At 65.1% G+C, this 18,991-nt stretch carries 16 protein-coding genes and 2 tRNA genes; 10 read left to right on the top strand and 8 right to left on the bottom strand.

Annotated elements, in window-relative coordinates:
- Positions 1-9: 9 nt before the first annotated feature.
- The 3 genes from F812_RS0108455 to F812_RS0108445 all read right to left on the bottom strand — a co-directional run bounded on the left by F812_RS0108455 (position 10) and on the right by F812_RS0108445 (position 4,220).
- Positions 10-735, bottom strand: coding sequence for a YjbE family putative metal transport protein (locus F812_RS0108455; protein ID WP_020085533.1), 726 nt, complete (start codon positions 733-735; stop codon positions 10-12).
- Between the two features lie 114 nt (positions 736-849).
- A complete protein-coding gene (locus tag F812_RS0108450) occupies positions 850-1,716 on the bottom strand; it encodes a hypothetical protein (RefSeq protein WP_020085532.1) in 867 nt (288 codons plus the stop codon).
- A complete protein-coding gene (locus F812_RS0108445; RefSeq protein ID WP_020085531.1) occupies positions 1,713-4,220 on the bottom strand; it encodes a Lon protease family protein in 2,508 nt (835 codons plus the stop codon). Before F812_RS0108445 ends, F812_RS0108450 begins: the two co-directional genes overlap by 4 nt.
- A gap of 226 nt (positions 4,221-4,446) precedes the next feature.
- Here F812_RS0108445 and F812_RS0108440 point away from each other — a divergent pair, with 226 nt between their 5' ends.
- On the top strand, positions 4,447-4,977 hold the full coding sequence (locus tag F812_RS0108440) for an MmcB family DNA repair protein (RefSeq protein WP_020085530.1): 531 nt from the start codon (positions 4,447-4,449) through the stop codon (positions 4,975-4,977).
- Between the two features lie 15 nt (positions 4,978-4,992).
- Here F812_RS0108440 and F812_RS0108435 read toward each other — a convergent pair whose 3' ends face one another.
- Complete coding sequence (locus F812_RS0108435; RefSeq protein WP_020085529.1) at positions 4,993-5,559, bottom strand: ActR/PrrA/RegA family redox response regulator transcription factor; 567 nt, start codon at positions 5,557-5,559, stop codon at positions 4,993-4,995.
- Between the two features lie 322 nt (positions 5,560-5,881).
- Complete coding sequence (locus F812_RS23180) at positions 5,882-7,309, bottom strand: ActS/PrrB/RegB family redox-sensitive histidine kinase (RefSeq protein ID WP_156827333.1); 1,428 nt, start codon at positions 7,307-7,309, stop codon at positions 5,882-5,884.
- 383 nt (positions 7,310-7,692) lie between these two features.
- Between F812_RS23180 and F812_RS0108425 the strand changes: the two genes are divergently transcribed.
- From F812_RS0108425 to F812_RS0108410, 4 genes are all read left to right on the top strand, one after another.
- On the top strand, positions 7,693-8,487 hold the full coding sequence (locus F812_RS0108425) for an ABC transporter ATP-binding protein (RefSeq protein ID WP_020085527.1): 795 nt from the start codon (positions 7,693-7,695) through the stop codon (positions 8,485-8,487).
- Complete coding sequence (locus F812_RS0108420) at positions 8,484-9,314, top strand: ABC transporter permease (RefSeq protein WP_020085526.1); 831 nt, start codon at positions 8,484-8,486, stop codon at positions 9,312-9,314. The genes F812_RS0108425 and F812_RS0108420 overlap by 4 nt, the downstream gene beginning before the upstream one ends.
- Before the next feature lie 13 nt (positions 9,315-9,327).
- Complete coding sequence (locus F812_RS0108415; protein WP_020085525.1) at positions 9,328-9,990, top strand: SCO family protein; 663 nt, start codon at positions 9,328-9,330, stop codon at positions 9,988-9,990.
- A 196-nt stretch (positions 9,991-10,186) separates the two neighbouring features.
- A complete protein-coding gene (locus tag F812_RS0108410) occupies positions 10,187-11,653 on the top strand; it encodes a polyhydroxyalkanoate depolymerase (RefSeq protein ID WP_020085524.1) in 1,467 nt (488 codons plus the stop codon).
- 35 nt (positions 11,654-11,688) lie between these two features.
- On the opposite strand, the gene F812_RS0108405 is transcribed toward F812_RS0108410, so the two are convergent.
- Together F812_RS0108405 and F812_RS23175 are read right to left on the bottom strand one after the other, a co-directional pair.
- On the bottom strand, positions 11,689-12,627 hold the full coding sequence (locus F812_RS0108405; protein ID WP_020085523.1) for a 50S ribosomal protein L11 methyltransferase: 939 nt from the start codon (positions 12,625-12,627) through the stop codon (positions 11,689-11,691).
- Positions 12,628-12,638: 11 nt separating this feature from the next.
- Complete coding sequence (locus F812_RS23175; RefSeq protein WP_198011165.1) at positions 12,639-14,333, bottom strand: GMC family oxidoreductase N-terminal domain-containing protein; 1,695 nt, start codon at positions 14,331-14,333, stop codon at positions 12,639-12,641.
- A gap of 417 nt (positions 14,334-14,750) precedes the next feature.
- Here F812_RS23175 and F812_RS0108395 point away from each other — a divergent pair.
- From F812_RS0108395 to F812_RS0108375, 5 genes are all read left to right on the top strand, one after another.
- A tRNA-Gln gene (locus F812_RS0108395) sits at positions 14,751-14,825 on the top strand.
- A 3-nt stretch (positions 14,826-14,828) separates the two neighbouring features.
- Positions 14,829-14,893, top strand: a tRNA-Pro gene (locus F812_RS0108390).
- A gap of 378 nt (positions 14,894-15,271) precedes the next feature.
- Positions 15,272-16,438: a slipin family protein gene (locus tag F812_RS0108385; protein WP_020085521.1), complete on the top strand. Its 1,167-nt coding sequence runs from the start codon at positions 15,272-15,274 to the stop codon at positions 16,436-16,438.
- A gap of 2 nt (positions 16,439-16,440) precedes the next feature.
- Positions 16,441-17,184 (top strand): glycoside hydrolase family 25 protein, encoded by a 744-nt coding sequence (locus F812_RS23170; protein WP_083929128.1) that lies wholly within the window; start codon positions 16,441-16,443, stop codon positions 17,182-17,184.
- Between the two features lie 89 nt (positions 17,185-17,273).
- A complete protein-coding gene (locus tag F812_RS0108375; protein WP_020085519.1) occupies positions 17,274-17,708 on the top strand; it encodes a GlcG/HbpS family heme-binding protein in 435 nt (144 codons plus the stop codon).
- Between the two features lie 40 nt (positions 17,709-17,748).
- Here the strand turns inward: F812_RS0108375 and F812_RS23165 are convergent, their stop codons facing one another.
- A complete protein-coding gene (locus tag F812_RS23165; protein ID WP_020085518.1) occupies positions 17,749-18,894 on the bottom strand; it encodes a saccharopine dehydrogenase family protein in 1,146 nt (381 codons plus the stop codon).
- Between the last annotated feature and the right edge of the window lie 97 nt (positions 18,895-18,991).

The following is an 18,991-nucleotide window of genomic DNA, read 5'->3' as shown; positions in this document are numbered from 1 at the left end:
AGCCCCTACTCAAGCGCTCTTACCGGCATCGGCCAGCCGTCGCATGGAATAGCCGATCGCGATCACGAGAAGCGCGCCGATCACCTCGAAGGCGCGTGCAAGATGCTTCGCCGTGAGCCCCAGCGTATCCGCGAGCGACGCGACGTGCGCGTGCAGCATAGGTTCGGTGGCGATCAATTCTCCGGCGACCCAGCCGAGCAGAGCGGCGCCCGCCCAGATGAGGATGGGATAGCGCACGAGAAGCTGGGTGATGATCGTCGCGCCGCCCACCACCAGCGGGATGGACACGGTGAGGCCCATGATGATCAGGAACGCATCCCCGTGGGCCGCCGCTGCGATGGCGAGCACGTTGTCGAGGCTCATCACCATGTCGGCGATGGCAATGATGCGAACCGCTTCCCAGAGGCTGGTCCCGCTTTTGATGGAATGCTCGTCCGGCTCCTCCGCCGTCACCAGCTTGACAGCGATCCAGATCAGCAGGAGCCCGCCAAGCAGCTTAAGCAGGCTGATGTCGAGCAGTTGTTGCACGACGAGCGTGAAGATGATCCGCAGCACCACCGCGGTGCCCGCGCCGAGCAGAATGCCGAGCGTTCGCTTGTTGGCGGGAAGCGTGCGGCAGGCAAGCGCGATGACCACCGCGTTGTCGCCGGCGAGGACGATGTCGATGCCGATGATCTTGAGCACCTGGACGGCATAGGAGCCGGCGGGTCCGAAAAGCGTCTCCAACCAGGTCATAGATCCTCTCGCGGCATCGCGCCCGCCCACCCCTAGGGATCGGTCCGTTAGGGAGCTAGTAAAGCCAGGCCGGCAGCCGAACAAGCCTTCCGCGGTCACGGTCTCTGGGGAAAATCAGCGCACGAGGAAGAGCGGGCCTTCCAGCGTCTCCGCCAGCGGCACCACGTCCGCCTCTTCTGGCGCGAGCCGGCCGCCGAAGCGGGCGATCACGAACCCCGCCCCTTCGCGCTGCATCATGCGGGCCACGTCCTGGGCGCTGCGGGTGGTCATGTCCACCACCTCAAGCTTGATGGCGGCATAGGCGCCGAGTGCGAGACGGATCTGCCCTTCGATCCAGTCTTGGTGGCTTTGATCGTGGACGAGCAGCCAGATCCGCGTATCGCCGCCGGTGGCCGTGGCGATGCGCTCGGCCGCGCGCATCATCGGGACCACGCGCTCGAGCTCCTCGACCACCGCGATCACCGGCCCATGCGTGCGCCGGGCCTTGGGGCCAGCAACGACGATGCCCGTGGTGGCGTGAACGGCCTCGAAAAGCTCCGCGAGGCCCGTCTCCACTCCGCGACGGATCGGCGAGCCGACAGTCACCACGTTCCAGGGGCCGTTCTCAGCGCACGCCTGCGCGAGCGCTGTGACCGGCTCGGCGCGCACCACGCGCGTCTTCGCGGTGACGTCCGCCGCCCGCGCCCGCGCCATCACGCGGCGCTGAACAGCCGAAGCATGGGACTGTATATCCCGCGCGAGATCGTTCGCGGAAAGCACCCGCGAGCGCCGCCCCGAAAGAGAGATTTCACGGGCGAACGGCAACTCGGCGAGATCGAAAAGCTGACGGTCCTCGATGAAGAGGCTTTCGATTTCCGATTGGAAGGCCTGCGCGAGACAGAGAGCCGCCTCGACCGCAGTATCCTGCGGTTCTCCCGACGCGCCGAGCCAGAGTACGACCCGCCCGCGCTGCTCGTCAGCCTGTGCGACGTGGGTGATCATGACGCCGGCTTCGATCCTTCGATGGAGAATGATCGGGCGCGCTCGGCGAAGGTGCGCAGCCGCGCCTCGATGCGCCCGTTCACGGTCTCCGCGCCGAAGCGGCCGTCCGCCCCCTTCTGCCCGGCCTCGAGCCCGGTGAGCAGCGCAAGTCCCTCGTCTGCCGTCTTGATGGCGTAGATGGAAAAGCGCCCGTCCTTCACCGCCTTCACCACGTCCTCCCGCAGCATCAGGTGCTGGCGGTTGGCGTGCGGAATGATGACGCCTTGCGTTCCCGTGATGCCGCGCGCCGAGCACACGTCGAAGAAGCCCTCGATCTTCTCGTTGACGCCGCCGACGGCCTGCACCTCGCCCCACTGGTTGACGGAGCCGGTCACGGCCAGGTCCTGGCGGACGGGAGCATCCGAAAGCGCGGAGAGAAGCGCGAACAGCTCGGCCGAGGACGCGCTGTCGCCCTCGACGGTGCCGTAGGACTGTTCGAACACCAGCGTGGCCGCGAGCGCGAGCGGCACGTCCTGCGCATACCGTCCCGCGAGATAGCCCCATAGGATCATGACGCCCTTGGAATGCAGCGGGCCGCCGAGTTGAACCTCGCGCTCGATGTCGGTCACGCGGCCCTGCCCCAGATGCACGCGCGCCGTGATGCGCGCCGGACGCCCGAAGCTGAAGCCGCCCTTTTGTACGAGCGAGAGGCCGTTGATCTGGCCAACCTTCGAGCCCTTCGTATCCACCAGCATGATGCCGCGCTCGACGGACTCTTGCACGTCGTCGCGGGCGCGGTCGGCGCGCCGCGTGCGCTCCTCGATCGCGCGGGCGACATCCTCGGCCTTCGTCACCTTGTGGTCCGCGCTGTCGGACCAGTAGTCGGCCTCCCGCACGATATCGGCGATCAAGCCGACCTCGATGGAGAGCTTCTCGCTGTCCTCCGCGATCCGCGCGGCTTCCTCGATCAGCCGCGCTACGCCCGCCGCATCCACCGGCTTCAGCTCGTGACGCTTGACGATGGACGCGACGAGGCGCGCATACGCCGCGTCGTTGTCCTTGTTGCGGTCGATGGTCTCGTCGAAGTCCGCCTGGACTTTGAAGAGGCCCGCGAAGTCGGGATCGTCCTGCCGCAGGCGATAGAAGAGATCGGCGTCGCCCAGCAGCACGACCTTGATCGCGAGCGGAATGGGGTCGGGATCAAGAGACGCCGCGGCACCGGGCACGCCGGACGCGGCATCGATGCGGATCTCGCCGCTCTTGAGCGCGCGTTTCAGCGCCTCCCAGACGGCCGTGGAGGATGTGATCCGCCGCGCATCGAGTATGAGCGCGCCGCCGTTGGCGCCATGCAAGGCACCGGGGCGGATCGCGAGAAAGTCGGCGCGCTGTGCGGCGGACTGCGGGGCGGGCTCCACGTATCCGGAAAGCGAGCCCGTCGTCGGGGACATCTCCTCACGCACGGGCGCGCCCGTATCGCTTTCGTGGGAGACCATCACGTTGATCATGTAACGGCGGAAGCGCGGATCTTCCGCGAGGGCGGCCGGCGTCCGCTCCGCTTCCGTCGCAGGCGTAGCGAAGCGCGCCGCGTTCGCGATCATGTCGTCTTCGGCATCCGCCAGGAACTTCGCCACCTCGGCGACGTCGGAGAAACTGGCGCTGAGTTCGTCCAGCGCATCCTCGATGGCGTGGCGGGCAACTTCCTCGTTGAGCTCGGCAAGCTGCTCGCGCCTGCGCTTGTCGGCCTTGGGCGCGCTCGAGAGAATGCGTTCGAGTTCGGCCTGCAGGGACGTGATGCGGGTCTCCACGTCGCGCCGCATGGATTCGGGAAGCTGGTTGAACACTTCCGATTTCACCACCTTGCCTTCGTGCATCGGCGCCATGCCGAAGCCGAGAGGCGTGCGCAGAACGGCGATGTTCTGCTGCGCGGCCTTGGCGTAGACCGCGTCGAGGGCGTCTTCGTGGGAGCCGCGGAACTCCTCGTCGATGGCGCGGCGGCGTGCGCGATAGTCCTCGGCGTCGAATGCGGCTGGCAGCGTCGCGGCCAGCTCGTGGAGCGCGGCGAGCATGCCCTTGCTCAGCGCCTTCGCGCGTCCCGCCGGAAGCTCGATCGCGCGCGGGCGGCGCGGATCATCGAAGTTGTTGACGTAGATCCAGTCAGACGGCGTGGCCGAGGCGGCTGCAACTTTCGCGAGATGTGCGCGGACGGCTGTGCTCTTGCCGGACGCGGGCGGCCCCAGCACGAAAATGTTGAAGTCCCGCGCGCGGATGCGGAGGCCGAAATCGAGCGCTTTGAGCGCGCGATCCTGGCCGATCAGCCCCTCGGCGGGCTCGAGGTCCGCCGTTGTCTTGAAACCGAGCGATTTGCTGTCGACAGTCCGGCGCAGGTCGCTCGCGCCAAGCGGTTGCGGTCCGCTGTTCGCTTGAAGGGCGGGGACGGGGATCGCGTCATCGGGTCTCGCCGTGTCTTCGGCCGGCTGCAAGGGGGCCGGAGCTGATTTCGTCTTCGTGAGCCGCTTGAAGAACATGGGGATGAAAGCCTCTCGGGGTCCTGAGATCGCGGTTCGAGGTAATCCGGGTGGCTGATGCGCTTGCCGAACGTGAAAGCCGGTTATCCGATGCCACGCGAAACGAAAGAGCGAAGCGGATAGCCGGGCGAGGCTGCGATGCGGTAGTCTTACGGGGCTGAGACAGTTGAGATCAGGGTTGGGTCAACTTCAGGGCAAAGTGGTGTCAGTCCCAAATGGCAGATCAATGACCGGCGTCGAGGACAGTGTGGAGAACGCAGAAGCCCTGCCGGATATTCCCCGCATCGGCCTCGGTGGGCCGCAATCTTTGGTGGCACGCGAGATCTGCCGCGGCGTGGTGCGGGTTCTCGCGGCCCACGGACTTGCGGCAATTTCAGAGCTGCCGTTGCCGAACGGGCGGCGAGCCGATGTCGTGGGCCTCGCGCCCGATGGCACAATATGGATTGTGGAGATCAAGTCCTCGATCGAGGATTTCCGCTCCGACCACAAATGGCCCGAGTATCGGGAGTTCTCGGATCGGCTTTTCTTCGCCGTGATGCCGGATTTTCCACTCGACGTGCTGCCGGGTGAGACCGGCCTTATCGTGGCCGATCGCTACGGCGGAGAGGTGATCCGGCCCGCGCCCGACTTGCGCCTTCCCGCTCCGAAGCGCAAGGCCATGACCTTGCGCCTGGCTCGCGCATCGGCGTCGCGTTTGTCGGTGCTGCTCGACCCTACGCTGCCCGCAGCCGTAGGGCGCGGGATAGGCGACGTTTGAGAGCGAAAGCCGATCCTACTTCGGGGCGCGCTTGGCAAGGATGCGCTGGAGGGTACGGCGGTGCATGTTGAGGCGCCGCGCTGTCTCGGAGACGTTGCGGTTGCACAGCTCGTAGACGCGCTGAATGTGCTCCCAGCGGACGCGATCCGCCGACATCGGGTTCTCGGGGGGCGCAGCCTTCGCGTTATGGGGCGCAAGAAGCGCGTCCGTCACGTCGTCAGCGTCGGCAGGCTTGGCGAGATAGTCGACGGCGCCGAGCTTCACGGCCGAGACAGCGGTTGCGATGTTGCCGTAGCCGGTGAGAACGATGATGCGGGCATCGGGGCGGGCGCGGGTCAGCTCGGCGATCACGTCGAGGCCGTTGCCATCCTCGAGCCGCATGTCCACCACGGCAAACGCCGGGGCCTGGGCTTTGATGAGATCGATGCCTTCGGCCACCGAGTGGGCGCTGCGAACCTCGAACCCGCGTAGCTCCATGGCGCGGGCCAGCCGCTGCAGGAACGGACGGTCGTCGTCCACGATGATCAGCGAACGGTCCTCAGGCAGCTCGTCCTGCCGAAATGATAGATCTTCAGTCACCACCGCGCGTCTCCCGCTTTTTTGGCTTTATATGATCAGAGTACGCTTCGCTAAAGCATTTTCCGAAAGAGACCTATCCCGGCAGCGTGGCTCAGCCATGCCATGCATGGGGGGCCAGAATTGAAGACCGGCTCGTTCCGGAAAAGTAGCACAACTGATGAATCAATTACCCAAGTGATCCAATGCTAAAGGATCGGATGCCTTAGGGGCAGATGCAATATCGAGCATGCCTAATCCGCGAGATCTTTCGCGCTGTTTATGGTGAACAGCCGGCAGATTTCGCGCCGTACAGGGTGCAATTGGACGACAATCGGCGCCGAAGCTCTTAAATGGCGTCCGAAATGGGGTCGCCCGGGCTCGGCGGCTCGCGTCGCCGGGATGGCAATGCAACATGATTTTCGCGCCCTTCGAGCTCCGCCTCGAACGCGGCGCGGGGCCAGACGATGCGCACGACGGCGCCATGCTCGGGGGCGGGCCGGTTATCGAAGCTGAACCGGGCGCCAGACCGCTCGAGCAGCGTCTTGGCGATGAAGAAGCCGAGACCGAGGCCGGACACCTTGCCCCCGCTCTTCCCCTTTTGCCCTGCCGTGCGCGTGGTGACGTAAGGCTCGCCGAGGTTGTCGATCACCTCGGGCTTGAAGCCGGGGCCGTCGTCCGCGATCACGACGACCACGTTCTGGCCGTCCCACTCGGCGTTGACCTCCACTCTCGAGCCTGCGTAGTCGGCAGCGTTTTCGATAATATTGCCAAGGCCGTAGATGACGCCCGGCCGGCGCAGGCTTGTTGGCTGGCGGGCCTCGGGACCTGCTGCGGACGAGGAGGGCGTGGCGCGGATCTGGATCGCAACGCGCCCGCCCATGTAGGGCTCTGCCACCTCGTGCAGCATTTCCTTCACGGTCAGCGTGGCGTGCAGCGGGTCCTCGTCCGGCGGATGGCGGGTGAGCTTTTGCAGGATCTCGCGGCAGCGCTGGGCCTGGCTGCGCAGCAGCAGGATGTCTTCCCGGTAAGGGTTCGTGTCGTCCATCTGGCGCGCCAGCTCGTTGGTCACGAGCGTGATCGTCGAAAGCGGCGTTCCGAGCTCGTGGGCCGCCGCCGCGGCGAGCCCGTCCAGCGCATGCAGCTTCTGCTCCCGCGACAGCACGAGCTCGGTTGCGGCGAGCGCGGTCGACATCTGCCGGCCCTCTTTCGTCAGCCGCCAGACGTAGAGAGCCAGGAACGGCATGGAGGCGGCGACGGCGAACAGGATGCCGATCTTGTAAAGGATGGGCAGGGCGAGAGGCGGCTCCACGTACCAGGGTAGCGGCATGGCGTGAAAGGCCAGAACCCATGTGCAGCCGAGCGCGAGCACGCCGAGGCCGATCGTATGAACGAGCGGCAGGGTGGCAGCCGATACCGTGACGGGCGCCACGATCAGCATCGTGAAGGGGTTGTCGATTCCACCTGTAAGATAGAGGAGCGAGGCGAGCTGGATGATGTCGTAGGCGAGCAGCGCTGTCGCGAAGTTCACAGAGAGCCGGTGGCGCGCCGGATAGCGGATGGCGAGGAAGACATTCACCCACGCCGAGACCGCGATCACGATGAGGCAGGGACCGGCCGGAAGATCGAAACCCAGCCAGAAATACACGACGCTCAAGGCGAGGATCTGGCCAATGACACCGACCCACCTCAAGCGGACGATGGTGTGCAGCCTGAGCTGGCTGTCTCCGTCGAAGGAGAGCCTGGGTTCGACGTTTTTAGGTAGGTTTCCTGCCACGGACGGACTGCTTTACGTTGTGAGGCTGACTTAAGCCCGGATTCCAGACCATGATCGTTTCGGACCCTATCTGTCCGAAACGTGAATCATCGGTCTCGCCAAATAACCTAGACCATGATCGTTTCGGACCCTATCTGTCCGAAACGTGAATCATCGGTCTCGCCAAATAACCTAGACCATGATCGTTTCGAACCCTATCCGTCCGAAAGATGGCCTTGTCAAAAATATGGGGTCGGACCCCAATTCAACCAAAAATGATCACGCTCCGGCACGGCTTGCAAGCGGGCGATGCCTGCGCCAGATAGGGGGAGGAAAACGCCGCCCTCGTGTCGCGAAAAGCGAAGCCGCGGCCTGGCAAAACCCTGCTCGAGTGGACGTCACCAATGCTGGACACGGTAAAGCGCGGGGTTGACGGTGAAAACCGCGCCGGCCCGCCGGTGGTCGTTCGCGACCTTCGCAAGGCCTACGGCGATGTGGTGGCCGTGGATGGCATAAGCTTCACGCTCGAGAAAGGCACCGTCACGGCGCTTCTCGGCGGCAACGGTGCGGGCAAGACCACCACCATCTCGATGCTGATGGGCCTCATCATTCCGACCTCCGGCGTGGCCGAGGTGTTCGGCGCCGACATGAGCACCGCCCGCCATCGCGTGCTGCACCGCATGAATTTCGAAAGCCCCTATTCGGATGTGCCGATGCGCCTTACCGTGCATCAGAACCTCTCGATCTTCGCCCGCCTCTACGGTGTGATCGGCTTCGAGGCGCGCATCCGCGAGCTGTCCGCCAGCTTGAGGCTCGACGAGTTCCTTCACCGCCCCTACGGAAAGCTGTCCGCCGGACAGAAGACGCGCGTCAGCCTTGCCAAGGCGCTCCTCAACGTGCCGGAGTTGTTGCTGCTCGACGAGCCGACGGCCTCGCTCGATCCCGACACCGCCGATTGGGTGCGCTCGCGCCTCGAGGATTATCGGCGCGAGACCGGCGCCACCATCCTGCTCGCCTCCCACAACATGGGCGAGGTCGAGCGCATGGCCGATCGCGTCATCATGCTCGACAGGGGGCGTATCGTCGCCGACGAGACGCCCGCCACGCTCGTCCAGCGCTTCGGCCGCGAAACGCTGGAGGAGGTTTTTCTCGACATCGCGCGCCGCGGCGGACGGCACGACGCGGAGACGCGCTCATGACCTCCCGTTTGCTCGAGCCGCAGACCGGCGCTGCCGCGACTGTCCGCAGGATCCACGCCATGGTGCTGCGCCATTGGTATTTGCTGCGGTCGTCCGGCCCCCGTGCCCTGGAAATGGTGTTCTGGCCCCTCGTGCAGATGCTCACCTGGGGATTCGTGCAGCTTCATCTGGCGCAGACCACTAGCCTCGCGGCGGCCGCTGCCGGGCTGTTCGTCGGCGGCGTGCTGCTGTGGGATATCCTCGCTCGCAGCCAGCTCGGCTTCGCCATGGCCTTTCTGGAGGAGGTGTGGGCGCGCAATCTCGGACATCTCATGATGAGCCCGTTGCGCTCCTATGAGCTGATCGCGAGCCTCGTCATGGTGAGCCTGATCAAGCTCGCCGTCTCGATGATCCCTGTGGTCGTGATCGCCTACCTGATGTTCGACTACAGCCTCTTCAGCATCGGCCTGCCTCTCGCGGCCTTCTTCGCCAACCTCGTCATCACGAGCTGGTCGTTCGGCCTGGTGTCGACAGGCGCGGTGCTGCGCTACGGTCTGGGCGCCGAGAATATCGCTTGGCTCATGACCTTTCTTATGATGCCTCTTTCCTGCGTTTACTATCCCGTGACGACGCTGCCCGTCTGGCTTCAGCCGTTCTCGTGGGCGCTGCCGCCGACTTATGTATTCGAGGGCCTGCGCGCGATCGTGTTGCATGGGGAGTTCCGGGGCGACCTTATGCTCTGGGCTTTTCTTCTGAACCTCGTGTACCTTGCCGCCGGCGTCGCGCTGTTCCGGTATTTGATCGAGAGTGCCCGCAACGCCGGAACGCTGGTGCACATGGGTGAATGAGCGAGAGGCTCCGATGACGAAGAAAACGAATGAAACGAAGCCGGCCCGCGTCGGCGCCTCGCGCCGAACGCTGTTCCTCGCCTTGCTGCTCGGTCTCGCGGCGGGTGTCGCGACGGCCGTTCTGCTGGTCACGCTGCCCGGCACGCCCGGCGTGGGCACTCAGACGTCGGGCAAGGCGCTCATTGGCGGTCCGTTCAGTCTGCTCGATGCCACCGGCAAACGCGTGACCGACGAGGATTTCCGCGGCCGGCCGATGCTCGTCTATTTCGGCTTCACCAACTGTCCCGACGTATGCCCTGCAGGCCTGCAGGTGATCGCGGCGGCACTGGACCGGATGGGCGACAAGGCCAAGGGCCTCACGCCGATTTTCGTCACCGTCGATCCTGAGCGCGATACCCCCGAGCTGCTCGGAAAGTACGTCGCGAGCTTCCATGCGAACATCGTTGCGCTCTCCGGGACGCCTGAGGACATCGCGGGCGTGACGAAGGCTTACCGCGTCTACGCGAAGAAGGTGCCGGACGCCGAGAGGCCCGGAGAATACAGCGTTGATCACAGCTCGTTCATGTACCTGATGGACGCGAACGGCGAGTTCGTGAAGCACTTCCCGCACAGCGTCGACGCGGAAAAACTCGCAGACGAGCTGTCGAAAGTTGCCGCTTCCCCTGCAAGCGGGTGACGTACCTAGGTAAACCGCTCGAATCAGTGCATCCTCGGCAATGGGGGACGAGCAAAAAATCAACAACGTTCGTGTCTCGCGGCTATCCGCCGCGCATCGGGGCCGTTCGGCGATCGCTGCCTGACGTACAGCAAGGGCGATCACGTTGCGGCGGGCCCGCGGCACTTCGGGCGCACACGAGAGCGGGGAATCGACTGTGCTTTATCACCTCTATGAGATGAGCCATGCCGCTCTGAAGCCGGCGCGCGCAGTCGCTGAGTCTGTCCGCTACATCGTCGAAAGCCCATTCAATCCCTTGAAGCATACGCCCGTCGGCCGCCACGCGGCAGCCGCTTGCGAAGTGTTCGAGCGCACGACGCGCCGTTACGACAAGCCCATCTTCGGGCTCGCCTCGACCGAGATCGGCAATCGCCGCGTTGCGGTGAGAGAGGAGGTCGTTTGGGACCGCCCTTTTTGTAAGCTGATCCATTTCCACCGCGATCTGCCGATGGCGGAGCGCGCGCAGGATCCGCGTGTTCTGCTGGTGGCCCCCATGTCGGGCCACTTTGCCACGCTGCTGCGCGGCACGGTCGAAGCGCTGCTGCCGAGCCATGAGGTCTACATCACCGATTGGCAGGACGCGCGCAGCGTGCCGCTCCAGGCCGGCCGGTTCGCGCTCGATGATTACATCGACTACGTTCGCGAGATGCTCACCCTGTTCAAGGGTGACGTGCACGTGTTCGCGGTCTGCCAGCCCGCTGTTCCCGTGATGGCCGCCGTCTCTCTCATGGAGGAGGATGGCGATCCGAGCGTGCCGCTGAGCATGATCCTCGCCGGCGGACCCATAGACACGCGAGTCAGCCCCACGGCCGTCAATCGTGTTGCGGTGGAGCACGGCGTCAAATGGTTCGAGAGCCATGTCATCACGGCGGTGCCGTGGCCCTATAAGGGAGCGGGACGCAGCGTCTATCCGGGCTTCCTGCAGCTCTCCGGCTTCATGTCGATGAACCTCGACCGCCACGCCAATGCGCACAAGGAGCTGTTTCTCCACCTCATTCGCGGCGATGGCGACTCGGCGGAGAAGCATCGCGAGTTCTATGACGAATATCTCGCCGTCATGGACCTGACGTCCGAGTTCTATCTCGACACCATCGACAACGTGTTCGTGCGTCATACCCTGCCCAAGGGTGAGATGACGAGCCGCGGCCGCCGCGTCGATCCGGGCAAGATCCACCGCACCGCTTTGATGACCATCGAAGGCGAGAAGGACGATATCACGGGGCTCGGCCAGTGCCGCGCCGCCCACGCGCTCTGCAGCGGCCTGCCGGACGAACGAAAGCTGCACGTCGAGTGCGCGGGCGTCGGTCACTATGGCATCTTCAACGGCTCGCGCTTCCGCGCCGAGATCGCGCCTCGCATCGCGCAGTTCGTGAGAACCTTCGATCCGCGCGCCGAGCTGATCCCGGCGCGCGCGTCTTCCTCTCGGCGTCAGGCTCCGCCTGCCGTCGGCGGATACGATCCCGCGTCCGTCGCTTTCACCTTTGCGCCGGCTAACGATGTCGGCGCCGAGCCGATATCGTCACGGCCGCTCGCAGGCGCGCTGCGCCGTGAGACGCTGGCCACCAGCATCATGATCAATGGTGTGGTGTGCCTGCACGAGCAGGTCGGCCACGACGAGGACTGAAGCCTGCGTCATCGCGGGGCGCGCCTGCCGCAGAGCTAGGGAATCCAGCCCTTGTCGAGATCCATCGCCTGCTTGGCCTTGGACGCTCCGTCCCGGTCGAAGTGAACCGCGGTCCACGCGAGATGCGTTCCCGCTTCCTCCGACGAGCGCGACCTCAGCGTCGCCAGCACGCTTTCTCCCGCCGCGAGCGCCATCGGCTTCTCCAGCGGAAAATAGAGCTGCTCCCAATGCGTGCGCGGCGCATCGGGTGCCGTCGAAAGAGTGACGCCTTCGATCAGCTCGGCATCCCACCAGTATGCGAAGCCGTAGACGGTCTCGTCCGTCTCCACCTTGAAGGACGCTTCGCCCTTGCGGCTCGCCCGCGTATCGGAGCCGAGCGTAACCGTATCCCAGACCTTGGCGCCGCGGCCGCCGTCCAGCAGCTCGTCGGGCGTCAAGCTTCGCACATAGACGTTGTTGAGGCTCATCTGCCGCGCGACCGAGAGGTCGAGGCCGAAGCCAACGTCGTTCCACACGATGAGCTCGCGATGAATGCGGTCCGAGATCACGGGCGCAACGAATTGGCGAATGCGCGCAGGGATGATCACGCCGCCATCCTTCATGTGCCGTTTGCGCGCGTCCGCCAGCGTGTCGATGATGTTCTCCTCGAACGCGTAGTTGCCGAGCGTCTCGGAAACGACGACGTCGACACGCGGGGGATCCTCCATCTCCGTCGAATGGCAGGGCATCAGATGGCAGGCTCTGGCGCGGTTGGCCTTGATAGTGGCGGCCGCGACCCCGGCCACCTCGGCGGCCTCGTAGAGAATGACCTCGCGCGCGCCGAGCTTCGCGGCCATGAGGCCGATGAGGCCCGTGCCCGCGCCGATGTCTGCAACCACGGTCTCCCCCGTCTTGATCACGCGGGAGAGGGCGTCGTGGAAGGCCTGATTGCGGACGTGATCGGCGATCAGGGTGCGGTGATATTCGATGCGCATTGGATCTCGGTTCAGGCCGGGGCGGCAACGTAGCCCGGGCTGGAAGCGGTGAGCACCGGCTCGGTGACCGGTGCCGTTGTGTACCTGAGACCGTGGTCCTGTGCAAAGTGCAGCATGGCCCGCTCGGCGATCGCCGTGATGGTGAGCAAGGGATTGACGCCGAGCGAGCGCGGGATCACCGCGCCGTCGATGACGTAAAGCCCTTCGTGAATGCCGGTCTCGCCCGCGCCGGCGGCACCCGAGAACACGCGGCATTTGTGATCGACCACGCCGTCGCTCCGCTCACGCCCCATGCCGCAGCCACCGAGCGGATGCGCGGTGGCGGGTTGATGGCCCATGACGGTTCCCGCCAGCGGGTTCTTGACGTATGAGCCGCCGCTCGCGGTCACGAGCTTGGACAGGATGGCATCGAGCTTGGCATAGACCGGCTCGTCCTTGGCATCTGGCCAGGCGAGCGCGAGCTGATTGTCCTCGAGCGAGAAGCGGCCGGAGGCGCTGTCGTGCGAGACGGCGAAGAAAGTCTGGAGGCTCGCGAACGGGCCTTTGTAGACGCCGTTGACGAGGCTCGACAGCGCGCCGAGCAGCCGTCCGTTCGGCAGGAACAGCACCGGCAGCACGGAGGCGAAGGCGGAGGGCAGCGCGCCTTCCTGCACGTTGAGCTCGTTGGCGAGCGTGTCCGCATCGCGGATCTCGATCTGGCCGGAGACGGCGGCCCCGATTTCGAGCCCGTCGACCTTCGAGGGGTGCCCGACACCCACGCCGTTGACGGGCGTTTTTGCGCCGTAGCCGAAGGCGATGATATCGCCATTGGCGGAGAAGCGTTGCCCCAGACGCTCGGAAAGCGCGAGCCCCGCCTCGCGCGAGCGCAGCAGGATCTCGGTGGAGCCGAGGGTGCCTGCGGCCAATACCACGACGGGGGCTTCGATGACGGTCTCCGGCCGGCTGCGGTCCGGCCCCACGGCCCGCGCCGTCACTCGCCAGGTGCCGTCCGTAGTCTTGCGAACCGTATCGACCTTGAGGCCGGTGAACACCTCGGCGCCGTAACGCACGGCATCGGGAAGATAGGTGAGCGCGACGGTGTTCTTGGCGCCCACGTTGCACCCCGCGCAGCAATCGCCGCATCGCGTGCACGCCGCCTGCGCTACGCCTGCCGGGTTCACGGTATCGGCAAAGCTGACGGCGATAGGGGATGCCACGGGGTTGGCGTCGATAGCCTTCCCCGCCTGCTCGAGCACCTTGAATTTCGTCATCTCCCGCGCCCGGGGATCGGAAGCGGGACGCAGCCATTGCTGGGCGCGGCGATAGCCTTCGTCGATCAGCCCGTCCTGCGCCATCTGACCCGGCCACATCTCGTCGGTGAACACGCGGCGATCCGGAACGAGCGACACGCCCGCGTTGACGAGTGAGCCTCCGCCGAGACCGCACGCCACCAGCACGTGCATGTCCTTCCCGAGGCGCACATCGTAGATCGCCTGGTCGGATCCTGTGCGGAAGCTCTTGCCCGTAACCTGGAACTCGTTCTTGAGCTCGGAAAATTTCTGAGGGAACTCTCCCGTCAGAATTTCCCGGCCGCGCTCGATCACCGCGACGCGCTTTCCGGCGCGCGAAAGGCGGGAGGCGGTGACGCCACCGCCATAGCCCGAGCCCACCACGATCACGTCGTAGCTGGTCTTCAAGGCGGAGAGTGGCAGGCTCAATCGTGACATTGCGAAACCCCGTTGACGCGAAGAAGCCGCGTCTGGCTTGTCCGGGCGCGGCGAGGCGGCCAAGCTGCCGCCTGCCTCCCCCATCCGCTGTTTCACGCGTGACGCCCCAGCCGAGAAAGCCTCGGATCGCGGATCTGGAGTTTTTCCCTCGTACCGTCGGACCACGTCCTACTTAGGGGGGTAGCCCGTCCCGCTTGAAAGTGCAACGCGTCCGGCCCTCCCCGATTAACGCAGGTGAAGAGGGGTGGCTTCTCCGTAACGATGAACGCAGGTTTCGGGCAGACGAAGTGGAATTTCGCCAAATTCGGCTGTTTACTCACCATCTCCTGATGTGGCGCCACGTGTCCGGACTCGTTGAGATCCGGCTGGCGCGCTCCGCCCTGCGGCGGCGTGTTCCGCGTCTTTCGGGAAAAAAACGAGGCTGTAGCTCAGTGGTAGAGCGCCCGGCTTTGAGCCGGGAGGTCGGGAGTTCGATTCTCTTTAGCTTCTCCAAACGGCTAGCTCAGTGGGTAGAGCACAAGATTAGGGATCTTGCTGTCGTGGGTTCGACTCCCATGCCAAATCGCCTTTCAGCGATCTCATCCGGGCAGCCGGCCGTTGTTCCGGCCCATGTTTCTCTCGCAAGGCTCCGGCTGAGCGAGGGAGGCGGAAGGCAGGCGCCGATGCGCTCCGCGCTCCAGCGGATACCGCTTCGGGGCAGAGCCGGAGCCATCCGCAGGTTTTTCGCAATCCCTTCGGGGAAAAGCGGGGCCGCGCGGAAGGCGAAAGGCCGACGCCCCGTAGCTCAAGCTGGAGTCCGCGACATCGTCGTGGGACAACGGTCGGCGGTCTGAATACACAACGGTAACCAGCCAGCCGATTTGCATTAGACGTACACGTTTCTTTTCGTTCACATCCCTCACTCGCCCGCAAGGGCCCTCACGTTTCTGGAGTACCCCATGTCCCGCCTGCGTTTTTGGACCACGGCTGTCGTGAAGGACGACGAGCGCGCTTTTCTTCGCCGCGACGGCCGCTTCGAGAAGCTGCTGCCGCCGGGCCGGTTCATGGAGTTCGATCCCTTCGGTCAGCTCACGATCGAGACCGTCAAGGTTCTGCGGGCCGAGATCGCGCCCGAGCGGGCGCTCTTGCTCGCCAAGACCGAGCCGGACATCGCGACCGAGAACTTCGTCATCGTTCAGCCCGGCCCGACCGAGGTCGCCATCGTCTCGATGGACGGCGACGCCAAGCATTTGGTGCTGCCGAACAGCACACGCGCGTTCTGGAAGACGCTGACGGCCATCGACGTCGAGCTTGTCGATACGGCCGGCTCGCTGCGTGTCGACAAGCGGCACCTCGATAAGCTGGATACCGCCCGCTCCGGCGGCGCGATCGTCGAGACGGTGATCGAGGCGAACCACGCTGGCCTTCTGGTCGTGGACGGCGTGCTGACCGAGCGCCTGGCTCCCGGCCGCCACGCGTTCTGGTCGGTGGGCAGAACCGTGCGCATCGTATCGATGGACCTGCGTCCGCAGCCGCTCGAGGTGACGGCGCAGGAGATCCTGACCAAGGATCGCGTGGGCATCCGCGTGACGCTGACGGCGTTCGCGCGCATCGTGGATCCGGAGAAGGCCGCGTCCGCGGCGACGGACGTCAACGCCACGCTCTATCGCCTGATCCAGTTCGCGATCCGCGAGGCCGTGGCCACGCGCACGCTGGACGACATTCTGGCGGCTCGCCACACCATCGATAACGAAGTCCGCGCCTACGTGACCAATCGTGCCGGTCAGTTGGGCGCGGAGATTGGCGAGATCGGCGTGAAGGACGTGATCCTGCCGGGTGATGTGCGCGATCTTCTGAACAAGGTCGTGGAGGCCGAGCGTGTCGCCAAGGCCAACATCATCCGCCGCCAGGAAGAGACGGCCGCCACCCGTTCGCTGCTCAACACCTCCAAGCTGATGGAGAACAATCCGCTCCTGCTGCGCTTGAAGGAGCTGGAAGCATTGGAGAAGCTCGTCGAGAAGGTCGGCCGCATCGACCTGCACACGGGTGCCGGTGCGGGCGGCTTCGAGGCCCTGCTCTCCAACCTCTACAAGCTTGGCACTGAAAAGGCCGCAGACGGGAAGTAAGCGTGTCCCGGCGTTTGAGGCGAAGTCTTCTCGCGATACTGGGAACGGGGCTCGTTGCCGCGCTGGCCGCGGCGACGGCTCCGCTTCTCTATCCGCATTTCGAACCCGCATCCTGGTGGTATCCCGTCACCGGCGTGGATGTCTCCAACCATCAGGGCGAGATCGACTGGCAGGCGCTCGCATCGAGCGGCATCGGCTTCGCCTACATCAAGGCGACGGAGGGCGAGACCTTTCGCGATAAGAGCTTTGCGCGCAACTGGAGCGAGGCGGACCGTGCTGGCGTGCCGCGCGGCGCCTATCATTTCTTTACACTCTGCCGCTCGGCCGCGGAGCAGGCGAAAAACTTCATCGATACGGTTCCAAAGGACCCGAAGGCGCTGCCGCCGGTCGTCGATGCCGAGCACATGGGCCCCTGCACGTGGAGCGCGACCATCGAGGATCACGCGGCCGAGCTGACGGATTTTATCGACATGCTCGAACGGCACTACGGGCGCCGCCCTCTCGTCTATACGACGGCCGAGTACGACGGCGCCATGTTGTCGGGAGTGCTGGAGAAGGAGCGCTTCTGGGCGCGTAGCCTCGTCGTCCCGCCGCTGTTTCGGAGAAGCCAGTGGGTGATCTGGCAATACCACAATCGCGGCAGGCGCCCCGGCGTTTCGGGAGATATCGACCTCAACGTCTTTCGCGGAACACGAGAGGAGTTCGACGGTTTTGCGTCGGGCGCTGATCTGCGCCGGGCCGACTAGGGTTAATTTGCCGAGCCATTGAAATTGGTGCCGATCATAGTGATATGACGGTCCCGCGCACGGCTCGCGCGTTGTGGAGGACAGGACCCATGCACGTAACGATCGACGACGCTCAAAAAATCATCGACGCCGCCCGCAAGGAGGCGGAGAAGACCAAAACCAAGATGTGCATCGCAGTTGTCGATAGCGGCGCCAATTTGAAGGCGTTTTATCGCATGGACGACGCCTGGGTCGGCTCCATCGATATCGCAATCAAGAAGGCGAAGACAGCGGTGTTCTTCGGTATGCCGACGGGCCAGATCGGCAAGCTCTCGCAGCCCGGCGGCTCGCTGTACGGCATCGAGCATTCGAACGATGGCCTCATCACGTTCCCCGGCGGATTGCCGATCGTGGACAAGGAAGGCGTGCTTGTTGGCGCCATCGGCGTTTCCGGCAGCTCCGTCGAGAACGATCACCAGGTGGCTGCGGCTGGCGTGAAGGTGGTCGGCGTTTCCGATCTTCCGGAGCACCCCTGGCGCACCTGACGCGCTCCGCTAGTTCGCGCAAGCATTTGCCCCTCTCGCCTTACCGCGGGAGGGGCAAGTCGTTTGTGGTGCACACGATGTCGAGGCCGTCCGCCTCGGCAAGGATCTCGTTGAGGCCAGCGAGCGCGTAGCAGGCGGTTGCGCCGCGCCTTGTCTCGGAGCCGCCGGCGAGCCGCCGTGCCAGAGCGACGGAAGCGAGCGCCGGCACGTAAGGCCCGTGGCCGGAGCTGGCTACCAGCAGCCAGCTTAGGGCCTTGGGCGCACCGGTGCGTCCGGTGCCGCGCATCTCCACCACCATGCCGCCGCGGTCGCTCCCCAGCCGGTGCAGTTTGCGCTTGATCCCGAGCATTGTCGAAGCCAGCGGAGAGAGGCTCGCCAGAAGCCCGCTGCGAACCAGCCAGGAGGCTGACCAGAGGCCGAGGTGAAAGATGGAGACTTCCAGCCCCGCCTGAAAACGCACCGTTCTAAGATTTGGTTGATGCGCCGGGAAAAGATCTAGGTCTGGCACGTCCACATAGCCCACCCATCGTGTGCCCGCGTCCCCGAACGAGACCCGGCGCAGACCTTGCCAGCCGTGCACGGTGCGCCAGCGGCCGTCGAGCAGCGTCCGCAGCGGTTGCCCCACGCCCCCGAGCACGGATGCGACAGTCGCCACGCCGGGATCGAACGCATTCCCCGGCGAGATTGCGATGTCGATGCTGTCGAGCGCCTGGAACGCCTCGCGATGCTGCGCGACGACCGCGGATGAAAGGCCCGGAACCGAGCTCGCCCCGCTGACGACGAGAACGCCTGCGTCGCGCGCAGCCGCATCGAGCGCGCCGATGCCCCCCACAAAATCGCGTGCGTCCGCGAGGTCGATGTAATGGCAGGAGGCGGCGATTGCGGCCTGGGCGAGACCGTAATGGCCCTTCTGAAACGGCCCCGAGGCGTTGATGACGAGATCGACGCCGAGCGGCGAAAGAGCCTCCGCCGTGATGCGATCGCCATCGAGCGCAGCCCAGCGGACTTGCCTGCCGGTCGCGCGCGTCAGTGCCTCGGCCTGCGCGGAGAGTGTCGTAGCCGTTCGGGCCGACAGCACGAGATCGATGTCGCCGGATCGCCCCAGCAACTCGGCGATCTTCGCGCCGAATGCGCCTGTGCTGCCGAGGATGAGTACGGAAAATCGGGATCGCTCGGCATCCCTCATCGGGCGATCTCGTCGATTTGTAAGGATCGGCTAACCATAAATAAACTCTGCGCGGGACGCATCAAATGCGAGGCTTTCGATCAGCCCTTTAAAGTCC

This window comes from Hyphomicrobium zavarzinii ATCC 27496 (assembly GCF_000383415.1).
Taxonomy (GTDB): Bacteria; Pseudomonadota; Alphaproteobacteria; order Rhizobiales; family Hyphomicrobiaceae; genus Hyphomicrobium_C; species Hyphomicrobium_C zavarzinii.
The sequence above is the reverse complement of the archived record's forward strand: the minus strand, read 5'-3'. Positions and strand labels throughout refer to the sequence as shown.